The organism is Actinoplanes sp. G11-F43 (assembly GCF_050589265.1).
Lineage (GTDB): Bacteria > Actinomycetota > Actinomycetes > Mycobacteriales > Micromonosporaceae > Actinoplanes.
In genome coordinates this window covers 143,828-156,636 of record NZ_JBNZCE010000013.1, presented here as the reverse complement: position 1 = coordinate 156,636, position 12,809 = coordinate 143,828, and the positions used below count along the sequence as shown (strand labels likewise).

Annotated in this window: 14 protein-coding genes and 1 pseudogene; 8 read left to right on the top strand and 7 right to left on the bottom strand. The window is 69.8% G+C overall.

Annotated features, from left to right (window positions below; all coding sequences use genetic code 11):
- Positions 1-54: 54 nt before the first annotated feature.
- Positions 55-408 (bottom strand): nuclear transport factor 2 family protein, encoded by a 354-nt coding sequence (locus ACQ0O7_RS15125; protein ID WP_430782677.1) that lies wholly within the window; start codon positions 406-408, stop codon positions 55-57.
- Between the two features lie 249 nt (positions 409-657).
- Between ACQ0O7_RS15125 and ACQ0O7_RS15120 the strand changes: the two genes are divergently transcribed.
- Positions 658-1,290, top strand: coding sequence for a DUF4360 domain-containing protein (locus ACQ0O7_RS15120; protein ID WP_430782676.1), 633 nt, complete (start codon positions 658-660; stop codon positions 1,288-1,290).
- Between the two features lie 4 nt (positions 1,291-1,294).
- Here ACQ0O7_RS15120 and ACQ0O7_RS15115 read toward each other — a convergent pair whose 3' ends face one another.
- Entirely contained in the window at positions 1,295-1,948 is a 654-nt protein-coding gene (locus tag ACQ0O7_RS15115) for a response regulator transcription factor (RefSeq protein WP_430782675.1), read from the bottom strand.
- Positions 1,945-2,793 carry a sensor histidine kinase gene (locus tag ACQ0O7_RS15110; RefSeq protein WP_430782674.1) on the bottom strand — a complete coding sequence of 283 codons (849 nt, stop codon included), beginning with the start codon at positions 2,791-2,793 and terminating at the stop codon, positions 1,945-1,947. The genes ACQ0O7_RS15115 and ACQ0O7_RS15110 overlap by 4 nt, the downstream gene beginning before the upstream one ends.
- Positions 2,794-2,890: 97 nt before the next feature.
- On the opposite strand from ACQ0O7_RS15110, the gene ACQ0O7_RS15105 reads away from it, so the two are divergent.
- The 5 genes from ACQ0O7_RS15105 (at position 2,891) to ACQ0O7_RS15085 (ending at position 6,397) form a co-directional block, all read left to right on the top strand.
- Positions 2,891-3,601: an ABC transporter ATP-binding protein gene (locus ACQ0O7_RS15105; RefSeq protein WP_430782673.1), complete on the top strand. Its 711-nt coding sequence runs from the start codon at positions 2,891-2,893 to the stop codon at positions 3,599-3,601.
- Positions 3,598-4,344, top strand: coding sequence for a hypothetical protein (locus ACQ0O7_RS15100; protein WP_430782672.1), 747 nt, complete (start codon positions 3,598-3,600; stop codon positions 4,342-4,344). The genes ACQ0O7_RS15105 and ACQ0O7_RS15100 overlap by 4 nt, the downstream gene beginning before the upstream one ends.
- Positions 4,341-4,883, top strand: a complete 543-nt coding sequence (locus ACQ0O7_RS15095) for a hypothetical protein (RefSeq protein ID WP_430782671.1) — start codon at positions 4,341-4,343, stop codon at positions 4,881-4,883. The genes ACQ0O7_RS15100 and ACQ0O7_RS15095 overlap by 4 nt, the downstream gene beginning before the upstream one ends.
- Positions 4,884-5,000: 117 nt before the next feature.
- Positions 5,001-5,873 carry a CDP-alcohol phosphatidyltransferase family protein gene (locus ACQ0O7_RS15090; RefSeq protein ID WP_430782670.1) on the top strand — a complete coding sequence of 291 codons (873 nt, stop codon included), beginning with the start codon at positions 5,001-5,003 and terminating at the stop codon, positions 5,871-5,873.
- Between the two features lie 188 nt (positions 5,874-6,061).
- Positions 6,062-6,397, top strand: a complete 336-nt coding sequence (locus ACQ0O7_RS15085) for a hypothetical protein (RefSeq protein ID WP_430782669.1) — start codon at positions 6,062-6,064, stop codon at positions 6,395-6,397.
- Between the two features lie 761 nt (positions 6,398-7,158).
- Here the strand turns inward: ACQ0O7_RS15085 and ACQ0O7_RS15080 are convergent.
- Positions 7,159-7,350: a hypothetical protein gene (locus tag ACQ0O7_RS15080; RefSeq protein ID WP_430782668.1), complete on the bottom strand. Its 192-nt coding sequence runs from the start codon at positions 7,348-7,350 to the stop codon at positions 7,159-7,161.
- Positions 7,351-7,731: 381 nt separating this feature from the next.
- Between ACQ0O7_RS15080 and ACQ0O7_RS15075 the strand changes: the two are divergent.
- Together ACQ0O7_RS15075 and ACQ0O7_RS15070 are read left to right on the top strand one after the other, a co-directional pair.
- Positions 7,732-7,974 (top strand): annotated as a pseudogene (locus tag ACQ0O7_RS15075) (SDR family oxidoreductase); the annotation flags it as partial.
- Between the two features lie 49 nt (positions 7,975-8,023).
- Positions 8,024-8,776, top strand: a complete 753-nt coding sequence (locus ACQ0O7_RS15070; protein ID WP_430782667.1) for a hypothetical protein — start codon at positions 8,024-8,026, stop codon at positions 8,774-8,776.
- Here the strand turns inward: ACQ0O7_RS15070 and ACQ0O7_RS15065 are convergent.
- The 3 genes from ACQ0O7_RS15065 to ACQ0O7_RS15055 are packed head-to-tail and all read right to left on the bottom strand — an operon-like array spanning position 8,762 to position 12,802.
- Positions 8,762-10,468 (bottom strand): glycerol-3-phosphate dehydrogenase/oxidase, encoded by a 1,707-nt coding sequence (locus ACQ0O7_RS15065; protein ID WP_430782717.1) that lies wholly within the window; start codon positions 10,466-10,468, stop codon positions 8,762-8,764. The two genes, ACQ0O7_RS15070 and ACQ0O7_RS15065, sit on opposite strands and share 15 nt — an antisense overlap.
- Complete coding sequence (gene glpK, locus ACQ0O7_RS15060) at positions 10,465-11,967, bottom strand: glycerol kinase GlpK (RefSeq protein WP_430782666.1); 1,503 nt, start codon at positions 11,965-11,967, stop codon at positions 10,465-10,467. Before glpK ends, ACQ0O7_RS15065 begins: the two co-directional genes overlap by 4 nt.
- Positions 11,960-12,802: an MIP/aquaporin family protein gene (locus ACQ0O7_RS15055; protein WP_430782665.1), complete on the bottom strand. Its 843-nt coding sequence runs from the start codon at positions 12,800-12,802 to the stop codon at positions 11,960-11,962. Before ACQ0O7_RS15055 ends, glpK begins: the two co-directional genes overlap by 8 nt.
- Positions 12,803-12,809: the final 7 nt, after the last annotated feature.

Below are 12,809 nucleotides of genomic sequence, written 5' to 3'. Positions count from 1 at the left end.
TCCAGTCGTCAGGGTGCGCCCATCATACCCATTAAACCGGTAGGAGATGTAGGTTCAGGCGGGCACGGTCGGGCGGCTCACGTCCCAGTGCTCGACGATCAGGCCGTCCTCGAAGCGCCAGATGTCGACCACGTCCTCGGACGGGCCCTCCGGCGGGATCAGGGTGTAGTGGGCGACCACGAACCGCGCGTCCGCGATGACGTGCCGCAGGTCCAGTTCGGCGCCGGCGATCGGCGAGCCGACGATGAACTCGATCCAGGCGTCCCGCCCGGCCGGGGCACCCGGGGTGTGCGACACGAAATCCGCCCGGATGATCTCGCGCAACACCTCGACATCACCGGCGGCGAAGCGGCCGAAGGCGTCGAGAAACCGTCTCTTGTTCTCTTCCGCGACATCGATGTCAGTCATGTCCCCACCGTTGCACCGGCGGGCTCCGCTGTCGAGGTTCCTAGCATTGATCGAATCCGGACGTGCCGGTTTTCGCCGATTCTGTCCGGACGGCCGGTCGCGGTGCGCCCGGACGGTCAATAAACCCTCCCGGACCCCCACCGGCGGGCGTTTCCCTCGGGCTATCCCCTGCGCTCTCCGACCACCGAAAGTACGTTTTTCAACGGCGCGATTCCGTGCACTTTCTCATCACCTTTCAGGAGGCACACCATGCTGAGCGCGTTCACTGCCGGAACCATGCTGCTCACCTCCCTGGGCGGGCCGGCCGCCGGATGGCACAGCGCCCCGCCACCCGACCACATGACGATCGGGGTGGTCGCGGCGAACGGCTCCGGCTGTCCGAAGGGCACCGCGGTGGTGTCGGTGTCGCCGGACAACAAGGCGTTCACCGTCGCGTACAGCCAGTTCGTCGCCCAGGTCGGGCCGGAGGCGAAGGCGACCGACTTCCGCAAGCAGTGCCAGCTCGCGCTGGACGTCAAGGTGCCGGAGGGCTACACCTACGCGGTGGCCGGCGCCGACTACCGCGGATACGCGCGGCTGGAGAAGGGCGCCTACGCCACCGGTACGGCGTACTACTACTTCCAGGGCGAGTCGCACACCACCAGCAGCCGGCGTCAGTTCGACGGTTTCATGGATCAGGACTGGCAGATCAGTGACAAGGTGGCGATCCAGTCGATGTCGTGGCTGCCGTGCGGCGAGAAACGCTATCTCAACATCAACACGGAACTGCGCGTGCAGGCGCCCAAGGCCCCGAAAGGCACGACCAGTTTCATCACCATGGACTCGTCCGACGGCAATCTGGAAACGGTCTACCGGGTGTCCTGGGCGAAGTGCCCGGGCTGACGATTCAGCGCGGGCGCACCAGACCGGCGTTGAACGCGGCGATCACCAGCTGGGCGCGGTCGCGAGCGGACAGTTTGGCCAGCAGATGGGTGATGTGCGTTTTCACCGTCTTCACCGCGATACCCAGAGCGAGGGCGATCTCGTCGTTGGCGAGACCGTTTCCGATCAGCGCGAGAACATCCACCTCACGCTGGGTCAGGTCCCGCACCGCCCCGGCCGGGCGCTCCGGCCGGGGCGCGGCCACATAGTGCGCGATCAGCCGGGTCAGGATCGACGGCGCGAACAGCGACTCGCCGCGCCCGGTCCGCCGCACCGCGTCGACAAGCTCCTCCGGCGGCGCGTCCTTGAGCAGAAACCCCGACGCTCCCGCCTGTAATGCCTGGTAGACGTACTCATCCAGCTCGAACATGCTGAGCACCAGGACCCGGGTGCCGCCCAGGACCGGGTCGGCACAGATCCGCCGGGTCGCCTCCAGGCCGTCCACGCCAGGCATCCGGACATCCATCAGCACCACGTCCGGCTGGGTCGCGCGGGCCCGCAGAACCGCCTCCGCGCCGTCCCCCGCCTGCCCCACGACGGTCAGGTCCGGTTCGTGGTCCAGGATGACCGCAAGGCTCTGCCGGAGCAGTTTCTGATCATCAACAACCACGATCTTCATTGGGTACGCCCACCGTCCGGTATCCGTGCCGACAGGCGGAATCCACCGTCCACCGGTTCGGCCAGCAGCGTGCCACCCAGGCTGCCCACCCGCTCCCGCAACCCGGCCAGCCCGTGCCCCGCACCCGGCACCGGGCGCCAGCCCCGGGCCGGCCCGCCGTCGGCCACCGTCACCACCACGTGCCCACCGTCCCGGCGCACCCGCACCGTCACCTCGGCCGGACCCGCGTGCCGGGCCACGTTCGCCAGGCCCTCCCGCACCGTCCGGCAGACCGCCACCTGCACCCCCGGCGCCACTGCACCGAGCGGCCCGGACTCCAGCACCGCGCGCACCCCGGCGGTCCCGGCCGCCCGGACGATCTCCGGCAGCGTGTCCAGGCTGTCCGCCGGGGCGAGTGGCACCGCGTCCGGCTCGCGCAGCACGGTCAGCATCCGGCGCAGCTCGGCGGTGGCGTCCCGGCTGGTCCGCTCGATGTCGCCGAGCGCGGCCCGGACCTCCGCGGGCTCCCGCAGATAACGGCCGGCCACCGCCCGTACGGTGATCAGGCCGAGTCCGTGCGAGACCAGATCGTGCAGGTCACGGGCGATCCGTAGCCGCTCGGCGAGGACCGCCTCGGTGGCCGCCCACTCGGTGAGGCGCCGCTCGTACGCCAATCGGTCGGACCGCCACCGGCGCACCGCCCAGGCCGCCGCGGTGACCGCGACCAGGCCGATCACCGCGGGCAGGATCCGGGCCGCCGGGCCCTCCGCGCCGACCGTGCACAGCAGTAGCAGCAGCACTCCGGCGAACCCGCCGACCACCGGGACCGTGCGATTGCTCCAGGACGGCCGGGAACGCTCTCTCACCGCGCCGACACTACTTCTCAGACCTGGGTCCTAGACCGGCACCGAATTCGGACCGTGGTCCGATGTGGGCGGCCGGGGGCGGCGGTTGACTGGGCGCATGATTGTGATCGACGGCCTCACCCGGGTCCGGGGTAAGACCCGGATCCTGCACGAGGTGACCTTCCACGCCCGGCCGGGGCGGGTCACCGGCTTCCTCGGGGCCAACGGGGCGGGCAAGACCTCCACCCTGCGGCTGCTGCTCGGGCTGGACCGGCCACAGGCCGGCACCGCGCTGGTCGACGGGCGGCCCTACGCCTCCTGGGACCGGCCGCTCACCGTGGCCGGTGCCCTGCTCGACGGCAGCGGGGCACACCGGTCCCGGACCGCCCGCGCCCACCTGCGCTGGGTCGCCGCCAGCAACGGGCTGCCCCGCCGCCGGGTCGACGAGGTGCTCGAGGTGGTCGGGCTCACCGGTGACGCCGGCAAGCGGGCCGGGCGCTTCTCCCTCGGCATGAGCCGGCGGCTCGGCCTGGCCGCCGCCCTGCTCGGCGATCCCCGGGTGCTGATCCTGGACGAGCCGATCAACGGGCTGGACCCGTCCGGGATCCGGTGGACGCGCACGTTCCTGCGGGAGGCCGCCGCCGAGGGGCGCACCGTGCTGCTCTCCAGCCACCTGATGGGCGAGCTGGCCGAGACCGCCGACGACGTGGTGATCATCGACCGTGGCCGGGTGGTCGCCGACGGCACCCTGGCCGAGGTGGTCGCCGGGCATCCCACCCTGGAGGACGCGTTCCTCGCCCACACCGCCGGGGGCGGTGCCTCGTGGTGAGCCTGGTCCGGGCCGAGCTGCTCAAGCTGCTCGGGCTGCCGACCGCCCGGGTGGGCCTGCTGCTGGCCGGCGTGATCGCCCCGGTGCTGGTGCTGGTCAACGCGGCACCGGTCCGGGAGGCGATCGCGGACGGGAGCTACGGGTTCACCGATGATCTGGCGTACAACAGCCTCCAGATCGTGATGCTGGGCGCACTGATCCTCGGCGTGGTCGCGGTGAGCAGTGAGTTCACCCCGGCCGGGGAGGATTCGCCGGGCGGCCGGCAGCTCACCACCACCCTGCTGGCGGCGCCCCGGCGGGGGCGTCTGGTGGCGGCCAAGGCGATCGTGCTGAGCGTGGTGGTGATCGTGCATGGGGCGCTCACCATGGCACTGACCGTCTGGCTGACCGAGATCGAGCACGGCGGCACCTATCCGGCGGCCGAGCCGGCCCGGCTGGCCGGGATGCTGCTGGACTGGGTGCTGCTGGGGCTGCTGGCGTTCGCGCTGACCCTGATCTTCCGCAACGGCATCGTCACGCTGACCCTGCTGATCGTCAACGCCGGAGTGATCTCGGTGTCCTGGCTGGTGATGAAGGTGACGCCGCTCGGGGCCTATCTGCCGGACATCGTCGGCAAACACATGTATCTGGAGGACTTCGGCGACGTCGAGATCGCCCCGCTGACCGCCGGGCTGGTGATGACCGGGTGGGTGGCGGCGCTGCTGGTGCTCGCCGTCCGGCTGTTCCAGCGGAGGGAGGCGTGACCGGGGCTCTCCGCGCCGAGGTGATCAAGCTGATCACGCTGCCGGCGCTGGCCGTCACCGCCGTGCTGATCTGGGTGGCCACCGGGCTGCTGCGGCTCGCCGATCCGCCCGGCGGGGTGCTGGCCTACAGCCAGGTGGGTGTGCTGGTGCTGGGGGCGCTGGCGGCCGGGCAGGAGTTCCAGGGTGGCGGCCAGATCCGGGCCAGCCTGCTGGCGGTGCCCCGGCGGACGGTGCTGATGGTGACCAAGTTCACCGCGACGGCCGTGGTGGGCGGGGCCGTGGCACTGGTCGCGGCGGGGCTGGCCGGGGAGCCGCGAGGGGCCGGGCGACTGCTGTCCGACCTGCTCCTGGCGGTCGGCGTGGGGTTGATCGTGCGGCATCCGATGGGCGCCACGGGGGCGCTTCTCATCGGGTCCCAGATCGGTCTCCCCCTGGCCCGCCCGCACCTGCCGGCCGGGGTGCTCGCGGTGCCGCCCTGGGCATGGACCAGCATGATCATCCTGGTCGCGGCTGTGGCGCTCCAGCGACGTGAGGCATGAGTCTGGTGGACCCTTGACGGACCGTGGTTTCATGCGGGCGAGCACGGGGCCCACCCCCTTCGTGTGCGTGGTGTTCACGCGCATCACCCCGTGCTGTCACCAATAGGAGTCATTTCGATGGCACAGCGCCCCTCACTCGCGGAAGTCCGCGAGCGCACCTATAAACGCCGGGACGCCTGGTGGACGGTGTGGCTGGTCGACCCGTTGGCCGGCCCTCTGGTGCGCCTGGTCGCCCCGTGGCGGTGGGTCACACCCAACCTGCTCAGTTTCGGGGCCTTCGTGCTCGGCCTCGGCGCCGCCGCCGCGTTCTGGCAGGCGGACTATCCGTGGCTGCTGCTCGGCGCGCTGCTCTACCACCTGGCGTTCGTGCTCGACTGCATGGACGGCAAGATCGCCCGGCTGAACGGGACCGGTTCGCTGTTCGGCCAGTGGCTGGACTACGTGTTCGACCGGCTCCGGGTGCTGACCTGCGCGCTCGCCATGTTCGGCGGGCAGTGGCACAAGACCGGAGAGACGTATTTCCTCTGGCTCGCCACGCTGGTGATCTTCCTGGACATGTTCCGCTACCTGAACGCGCTGCAGATGCAGAAGGTCAAGCTGAGCATGAAGGAGCGGATCCTCGAGGCGACCGGCACCGCTCCGGTCGACTACGTGGAGGAGAGCGACGAGGAGACCCCGGTCGGTGCCGAGCAGTCCAACAGCATCGACGTGCACGGCGATTTCAAGACGAAGTTCAGCGCTTTCGTCCGCGTCCGCAACTTCCTGCTGCGGCAGCGCATCCGTGCCCACGTGTTCAGCGGCATCGAGTTCATGATGTTCGTGTTCATCATCGGCCCGGTGACCGGCCAGATCGCGATCGTGACCATCGGGTCCGGCGTGCTGCTGGTGGCGTTCGAGGCTCTGCTGGTCTTCAAGCTCTGGACCACCACGAAGACGTTCGCCCGGCGCCTGGCCAAGATTCAGCAGAATCAGGCGCCCGCACTGGTCTGACGGTCTCCTCCGACGTTCACGGCGTCCGTCCCCGAGGGGACGGACGCCTCTTCGTTTCCGGACCGTCCGGGCGGTTTGTCCTTAGACTTGCCCTTAGGCCCTGTGTGGTGGGTCACAGGAGGGTCTACGCTTCATGCAGTGGATCACATGTGGTCGACGCTCCATCGCCCGGACACCGAAGGAGAACGATGCTCAACGTCACGAACCAAACGGCCCCGAACATCGCACCGTCCACCGCGCACCTGGTGGCCGAGCTGGGAAGGATCCGCCAGGTCCTGGACGTCCTGCCGCTGCCCGACGAAACCGCCACCAAGTCACATCAGGAACTCGCGGAGACCGAGGTCGCCCTCCTCGAACCCGACCCGGACCGCCGCCGCATCACCGGTTCGATGGAACGCCTGACGCTGGTGCTGGCCGCCTCCGGAGCGCTGGACCACGCGGGGCGCGCACTGTCCGAGCCGATCGGAAGCATCGCCGACTGGCTCGGCGACAAGGGCCAGACGATCCGCCAGCTGCTGGGCTGACATCCAGGCCCGATCCCCAGCTCCCGGATCCGGTTCCGCTCCCCCGGATCCGGTTCCGCTCCTTGCGGTGGCTCACTTCTCCATGAGAATCGCCTTCAGCACCGCCTGAATGGCGCCGGGGCGGCTTGCGCGGGACCGCCTCCCGGGATGATCTTGGAGGGTTGGCACTAGTTCTGGTGTTGTTCTCGCCAGCTGATCGCTTACGGTCATACCGCGCGCGCGCGAACGACCCGCCCAGCCGAGATCTTGGAGGATTTGCCACCTTTTCGAGTCTGGTTCTCGACTGACTGATCACTTGCGGTCAATCTCTCGCGTGGGCGACCCGCTCAGCAGAGATCTTGGGGGATTTACCACCGTTTCCGGTGGTAAATCCGCCAAGATCGGCCCGCGCGGCGCCGGAAGGCGGACACTCGCGCAAGATCGGCAGCGCGGCGCCGGAAGGCGGACACTCGCGCAAGATCGGCAGCGCGGTGCTGGAAGGCGGACACTCGCGCAAGATCGGCCAGCGCGGCGCTGGAAGGCGGACACTCGCGCGGGGAATTGACCGCGGACGGGCCAGCAACCCAGAGGAAGACTGTTTCCGGTCGTACATCCCCTAAAATTGGCTAGGGCGCGATCTATTTGAGCGAAATGTGACGATAAATCGGGCGCGGAGAACGTCAGGCTTTCAAGGACGCGTTCGCGGGCACGAAGTCGGCTTCGCCGACTACCGCTGGTGTGATCGCCACGGGTGTGACCGCGCTCCTACTGGTAGCGGCCGGCTACAGGGTGACCAGGCCGGTCATTGCCAGGAAAGTGGCTGAACCGGCCAGCCAGACCAGGGTGAAGGTGGCGGCGAAGGCTGCCCAGTAGCCGCCCGCCGGTGCGCCGATCCGGTCGGCCTGGCGGGCCCGGCGGGCTACGGCGGGTGCGGCCAGTAGGCCGAACAGGGTGGTCAGCAATATCACTGGCACCAGCGACGGCACATGGCTGGATGGGCGCTGCGGTGGCGCGGGCATGTGGTCCGGTGCGACGTGGGACAGACGGTTGCCGCGGGACGGCGTCGCGAACGGGCGATCACCACCGGACAGCCTCACGGATGGGTGGCCACCACCGGACGGTGTCACGGACGGGTGGCCACCACCGGACGGTGTCGCGGACGGGTGGCCGCTGCCTGACGGAGTCACGGACGGGTGGGCGCGGCCGGACGGCGTCGCGGTCGGGTGGGCGCCGGACATGTGGCGGGACCAGGTGTCTGTGGTGAGGTTCGTCATCGGGGTTCCGATCGGCGGGGAGCGCGACGGGGCTTAGCCGGTTGGTCGGAAAGTGGCCGGAATGGGTTCTACGGTTCCGGCATGACAGACAGCACAGGCGGGATCGTCCTGGTGACCGGGGCTACCGGCAATGTGGGGCGGCCTCTGGTGAATGCCCTGCTGGCGGCGGGACATCGGGTTCGGGCGCTGACCCGGGATCCGGCGCGGGCGGATCTGCCGGCGGGGGTCGAGGTGGTCGGCGGGAATCTGTCGGACACCGCCGGACTGGCCGCCGTGTTCGACGGGGTACGCGCCGCTCATCTGATCACTTTCGGTGATGACTACGCGCCACTGGCCAACGGGGTGGAGATCGCGGCGCTGGCGGGGAGGGCCGGTGTCGAGCGGGGTGACCGTACTCAAGGGGGATCTCGGCCGGAGCCCGCTGGAGGAGGCGATCGCCGCGAGCGGGCTGGCCTGGACCGGGCTCGCGCCGGTGGAGTTCATGTCCAACACCCTGGAGTGGGCCGCGTCGATCCGGGCGGAGGGTGTGGTGCGGGCGGGGTTCGCCGGGATGCCGAGCACGCTGGTGCATGACGGCGACATCGCGGCGGTGGCTGCGGTCGCGCTCACCGAGAACAAAAGCAACAAACAACGCACCGAACAGGGCGGCGGAAGCGGCTCGGAAGCGGCCGGCGGAAGCGGCGCGGGGAAGGGCTGTGGAAGCGGCGCGGGCGAGGGCGGCGGAAGCGGGTCGGAAGAGGGCGGCGGAAGCGGGTCGGAAGAGGCCGGCGGAAGCGGCTCGGAACAAGGCGGCGGAAGCGGGTCGGAAGAGGCCGGCGGTGGCCGAGGGAGCGGCCGGGAGTACTGGCTGACCGGGCCGGAGGCGCTCACCCCGCCCGAGCAGGTCGCGATCATCGCCGCGGTGCTCGGGCGGGAGGTCCGGTTCGTCGAGTTGTCCCGGGACGAGGTGGTCGCCGGGTGGCGGGCCGACGGGTACGGGCCGGAGGACATCGAGTTCTTCCTGGCCATGCGGACCGACCCGCCGGCGGCCGGCTACACCGTGCTGCCCACCGTCGAGGACGTGCTGGGGCGGCCGGCCCGCACCTTGCGCACCTGGGTGGCCGAGAACCGGTCAGCGTTCGACTGATATCGGCACCACGTCGGGGCCGCCGAGACGGGCGGCGTCGGCCGTCTCGTCGTCCTGCTGCTGCTGGGAGGCGCGTTCGGCTTCGACCCGCAGCCGGTAGTGCTCGACCTCCCGGTCCCGTTGCGCCTGGGACCAGCCGAGGACCCGGCCCATCAGGTCGGCGGCGTGCGGGGCGGCGACGACACCCCGGTCGAAGGTCTCGATGGAGATCCGGGTACGCCGGGTGAGCACGTCCACCAGGTGTCTCGCGCCTTCGGCGGCGGCCGCGTAGACGAACTCGGCCCGCAGGTAGTCGTCGGCGCCGTCGATGGGCCGGCCCAGTTCGGGGTCGTCGCGGATCAGGGCGAGCAGGTCGTGGGTGAGGGAGCCGTAGCGGCGGAGCAGGTGTTCGACCCGGGCCACGTGCAGGCCGGATTCGGCGGCGAGGATGCCGCGCCGGTTCCACAGGGCGGGCCAGCCGTCGGCGCCGAGCAGGGGGATCCGGTCGGTGACGGAGCGTGGCACGGCCCGGCCGAGGCTGTGCACGCAGGCGTCGACGGCGTCCCGGGCCATCACCCGGTAGGTGGTGTATTTGCCGCCGGCGACGACGACCAGGCCGGGGACGGGGCTGCTGACCGAGTGTTCCCGGGACAGCTGGGAGGTGGACTCGGATTCGCCGGTCAGCAGGGGGCGCAGGCCGGCGTAGACGCCTTCCACGTCGGCGCGTTCGAGCGGGGTGGCGAGCACCTTGTTGACTTCGGTGAGCAGGTAGTCGATGTCCTTGGCGGAGGCGGCCGGGTGTTCCTTGTCGAGGGACCAGTCGGTGTCGGTGGTGCCGACGATCCAGTGCCGGCCCCAGGGGATGACGAACAGGACGCTGCGTTCGGTCCGCAGGATGAGACCGGTCGACGATCGGATCCGGTCACGCGGCACGACGAGATGAATTCCTTTGGAGGCGCGTACGTGGAACTGCCCCCGCTCCCCCACCAGTGACTGGGTGTCGTCGGTCCACACCCCGGTCGCGTTGATCACCTGCTGGGCCCGGATCTCGTACGGCCGGTCGTGTTCGAGGTCGGTGACCCGTACGCCGGTGACTCTTTCGCCCTCACGCAGGAATCCGGTGACCGCGGCGCGCGTGGCGACCTGGGCCCCGTAGGACGCCGCGGTCCGGGCCAGGAACATCGTGTGCCGGGCGTCGTCGACCTGTGCGTCGTAGTACTGCAACGCGCCGACCAGGGAGTCCTTGCGCAGGGCGGGGCAGGCTCGCAGTGCTCCGCGCCGGGTGAGGTGCCGGTGGCGGGGCAGTGAGCCGGACAGTGCCATGGTGTCGTAGAGGGTGACCCCGGCCCCGGCGTAGAGGCGTTCCCAGCCGCGGTGTTTGAGCGGGTAGAGGAACCGGACCGGGCGGGCCAGGTGCGGGGCGAGCCGTTGCAGGATCAGGCCGCGTTCCCGCAGCGCCTCCCGGACGAGTGCGAAGTCGAGCATCTCCAGGTATCGCAGGCCGCCGTGGATGAGTTTGCTGGACCGGCTGGACGTGCCGGAGGCGAGGTCGCGCGCCTCGACGAGGCCCACGGTGAGTCCCCGTGTGACCGCGTCGAGCGCGCAACCCGCCCCCACCACTCCCCCACCGATCACCAGGACGTCGACTTCTCTGGCCGCGAGAGAGGCCAGGGCGGTTTCCCGGTACGAAGGAGAGAGTTCTGTCATGGTCAGTCCACATCCACCCAGTCGAGGGTCCGCTGCACCGCCTTCTTCCACTTGCCGAAGCCGGTGTCCCGCTGTTCGGCCGACCACTGTGGCTGCCAGCGCTGCGATTCGTTCCAGTTCTCCCGCAGCTCGTCGGTGTTCTTCCAGAAGCCGACCGCCAACCCGGCGGCGTACGCGGCCCCCAGCGCTGTGGTCTCGGCGACGACCGGGCGGCTCACCGGCACCCCGAGCACGTCGGCCTGGATCTGCATGCACAGGTTGTTGACGGTGATCCCGCCGTCGACCTTGAGCACGTCCAGGGTGACGCCGGAGTCCTGGGCCATCGCGTCGACCACGTCCCGGGTCTGGTAGCAGATCGCTTCCAGGGTGGCGCGGGCGATGTGCGCGTCGGTGTTGAACCTGGACAGGCCGACGATGGCGCCGCGGGCGTCGGAACGCCAGTAGGGGGCGAACAGGCCGGAGAACGCCGGTACGAAGTAGACGCCACCGTTGTCGTCGACCCGGGCGGCCAGGGATTCGCTCTCAGCCGCCGAGTTGATGATGTGCAACTGGTCGCGCAGCCATTGGACGGCCGAGCCGGTGACCGCGATCGAGCCTTCCAGGGCGTACACCGGGGCGGCGTCACCGAACTTGTAACAGACCGTGGTGAGCAGGCCGTTCTCCGAGCGTACGAGATTGGTCCCGGTGTTGAGCAGCATGAAGTTGCCGGTCCCGTAAGTGTTCTTGGCCTCGCCGGGCGCGAAGCAGACCTGGCCGACCGTGGCGGCCTGCTGGTCGCCGAGGTCTCCGGTGATCGGCACGTCGCCGCCGAGCGGGCCGCTGACGTGCACGGTGCCGTACCCGTTGGGGTCGGACGACGGCCGGATCTCCGGCAGCATCTGCCGGGGGATGCCGAAGAACCCGAGCAGTTCGTCGTCCCAGTCGAGGGTCTCCAGGTTCATCAGCATGGTGCGGCTGGCGTTGGTCACGTCGGTGACGTGGTTGCCGGTGAGGTTCCACAGCAGCCAGCTGTCGGTGTTGCCGAACAGCGCGTCGCCGCGTTCGGCCGCCTCGCGCACCCCGTCGACGTTCTCCAGGATCCACTGGATCTTGCCGCCGGAGAAATAGGTGGCCGGTGGCAGCCCGGCCTTGCGCCGGATCACGTCGCCACGACCGTCACGATCAAGAGCGGAGGCGATCCGGTCGGTACGGGTGTCCTGCCAGACGATGGCGTTGTAGTACGGCCGTCCGGTCCGTTTGTCCCACACCACTGTGGTCTCACGCTGGTTGGTGATCCCGACCGCGGCCAGATCGGAGGCGCTCAGGTTGGCCTTCTGCATCGCGGTCCGGACCACGGTGACCGTGCGGTCCCAGATCTCGATCGGGTTGTGCTCCACCCAGCCGGCCCGCGGCAGGATCTGCTCGTGCTCCAGCTGATGCCGGGCCACCTCGTTGCCGCCGTGATCGAAGATCATGAAACGGGTGCTGGTGGTGCCCTGATCCACCGCTCCCACGAAGTCAGCCACGGTTCGCCTCCACGTTCGTCTCGTCATCCGGGGCCGGAACGCGACCCGGTTCCGGCGGTTCCGCCGACGGCAGGAACCGTCCGATCAGAGTCTGGTACAGCCCAGCGCCCACGATGCCACCGATGATCGGCCCGACTATCGGGATCCAGAAGTAGAGATACCCTGTCTGGTCGCGGAACGCCCCCTCATAGCCGGTCAGGAAACTGGCGAGTCGCGGGCCGAAGTCACGGGCCGGGTTGATCGCGTACCCGGCGTTGGTGCCCCAGGCCATCCCGATCGCCACCACCAGCAGGCCGATCACCACCGGGCCGAGGTTGGCGACCGGTGCCGTGTTGTCGGTGTCGGTGAGGGCGAGGATGACGAAGAGCAGGATGGCCGTACCGATGATCTGGTCCCGGAAGGCGCCCCACTCGCCGACCGGGAGGGTCCCGTTGCCCGGCAGCGTCGAGAAGACGCCCTGGGTCTTGATCCCCAGCTCGGGGTCGGCGGCCCGCAGGACCTCGGTGTAGTTCCAGCGCACCAGCAGCGCGGCGACGAACGCGCCGAGCGTCTGGGCGAGTGCGTAAGGGGCCACCTTCCGCCAGGAGAAGCCCTTGAAGACGGCGAGCGCGATGGTCACCGCCGGGTTGAGATGCGCGCCGCTGATCCGGGCCGCGACGTAGACGCCCAAGGTGACGCCCAGGCCCCAGGCCCAGGCGATGCTGTCGTGATCTCCGATGCCCGCGGCGGCCACCTGGGCCACCACCCCGACACCGAAGAGGATGAGGATCATCGTGCCGGCGAATTCGGCCGCGAGTTCCCCGGCGAGTCCGGGAACTTTGAGTCGTGAAGCCATGCTCCCT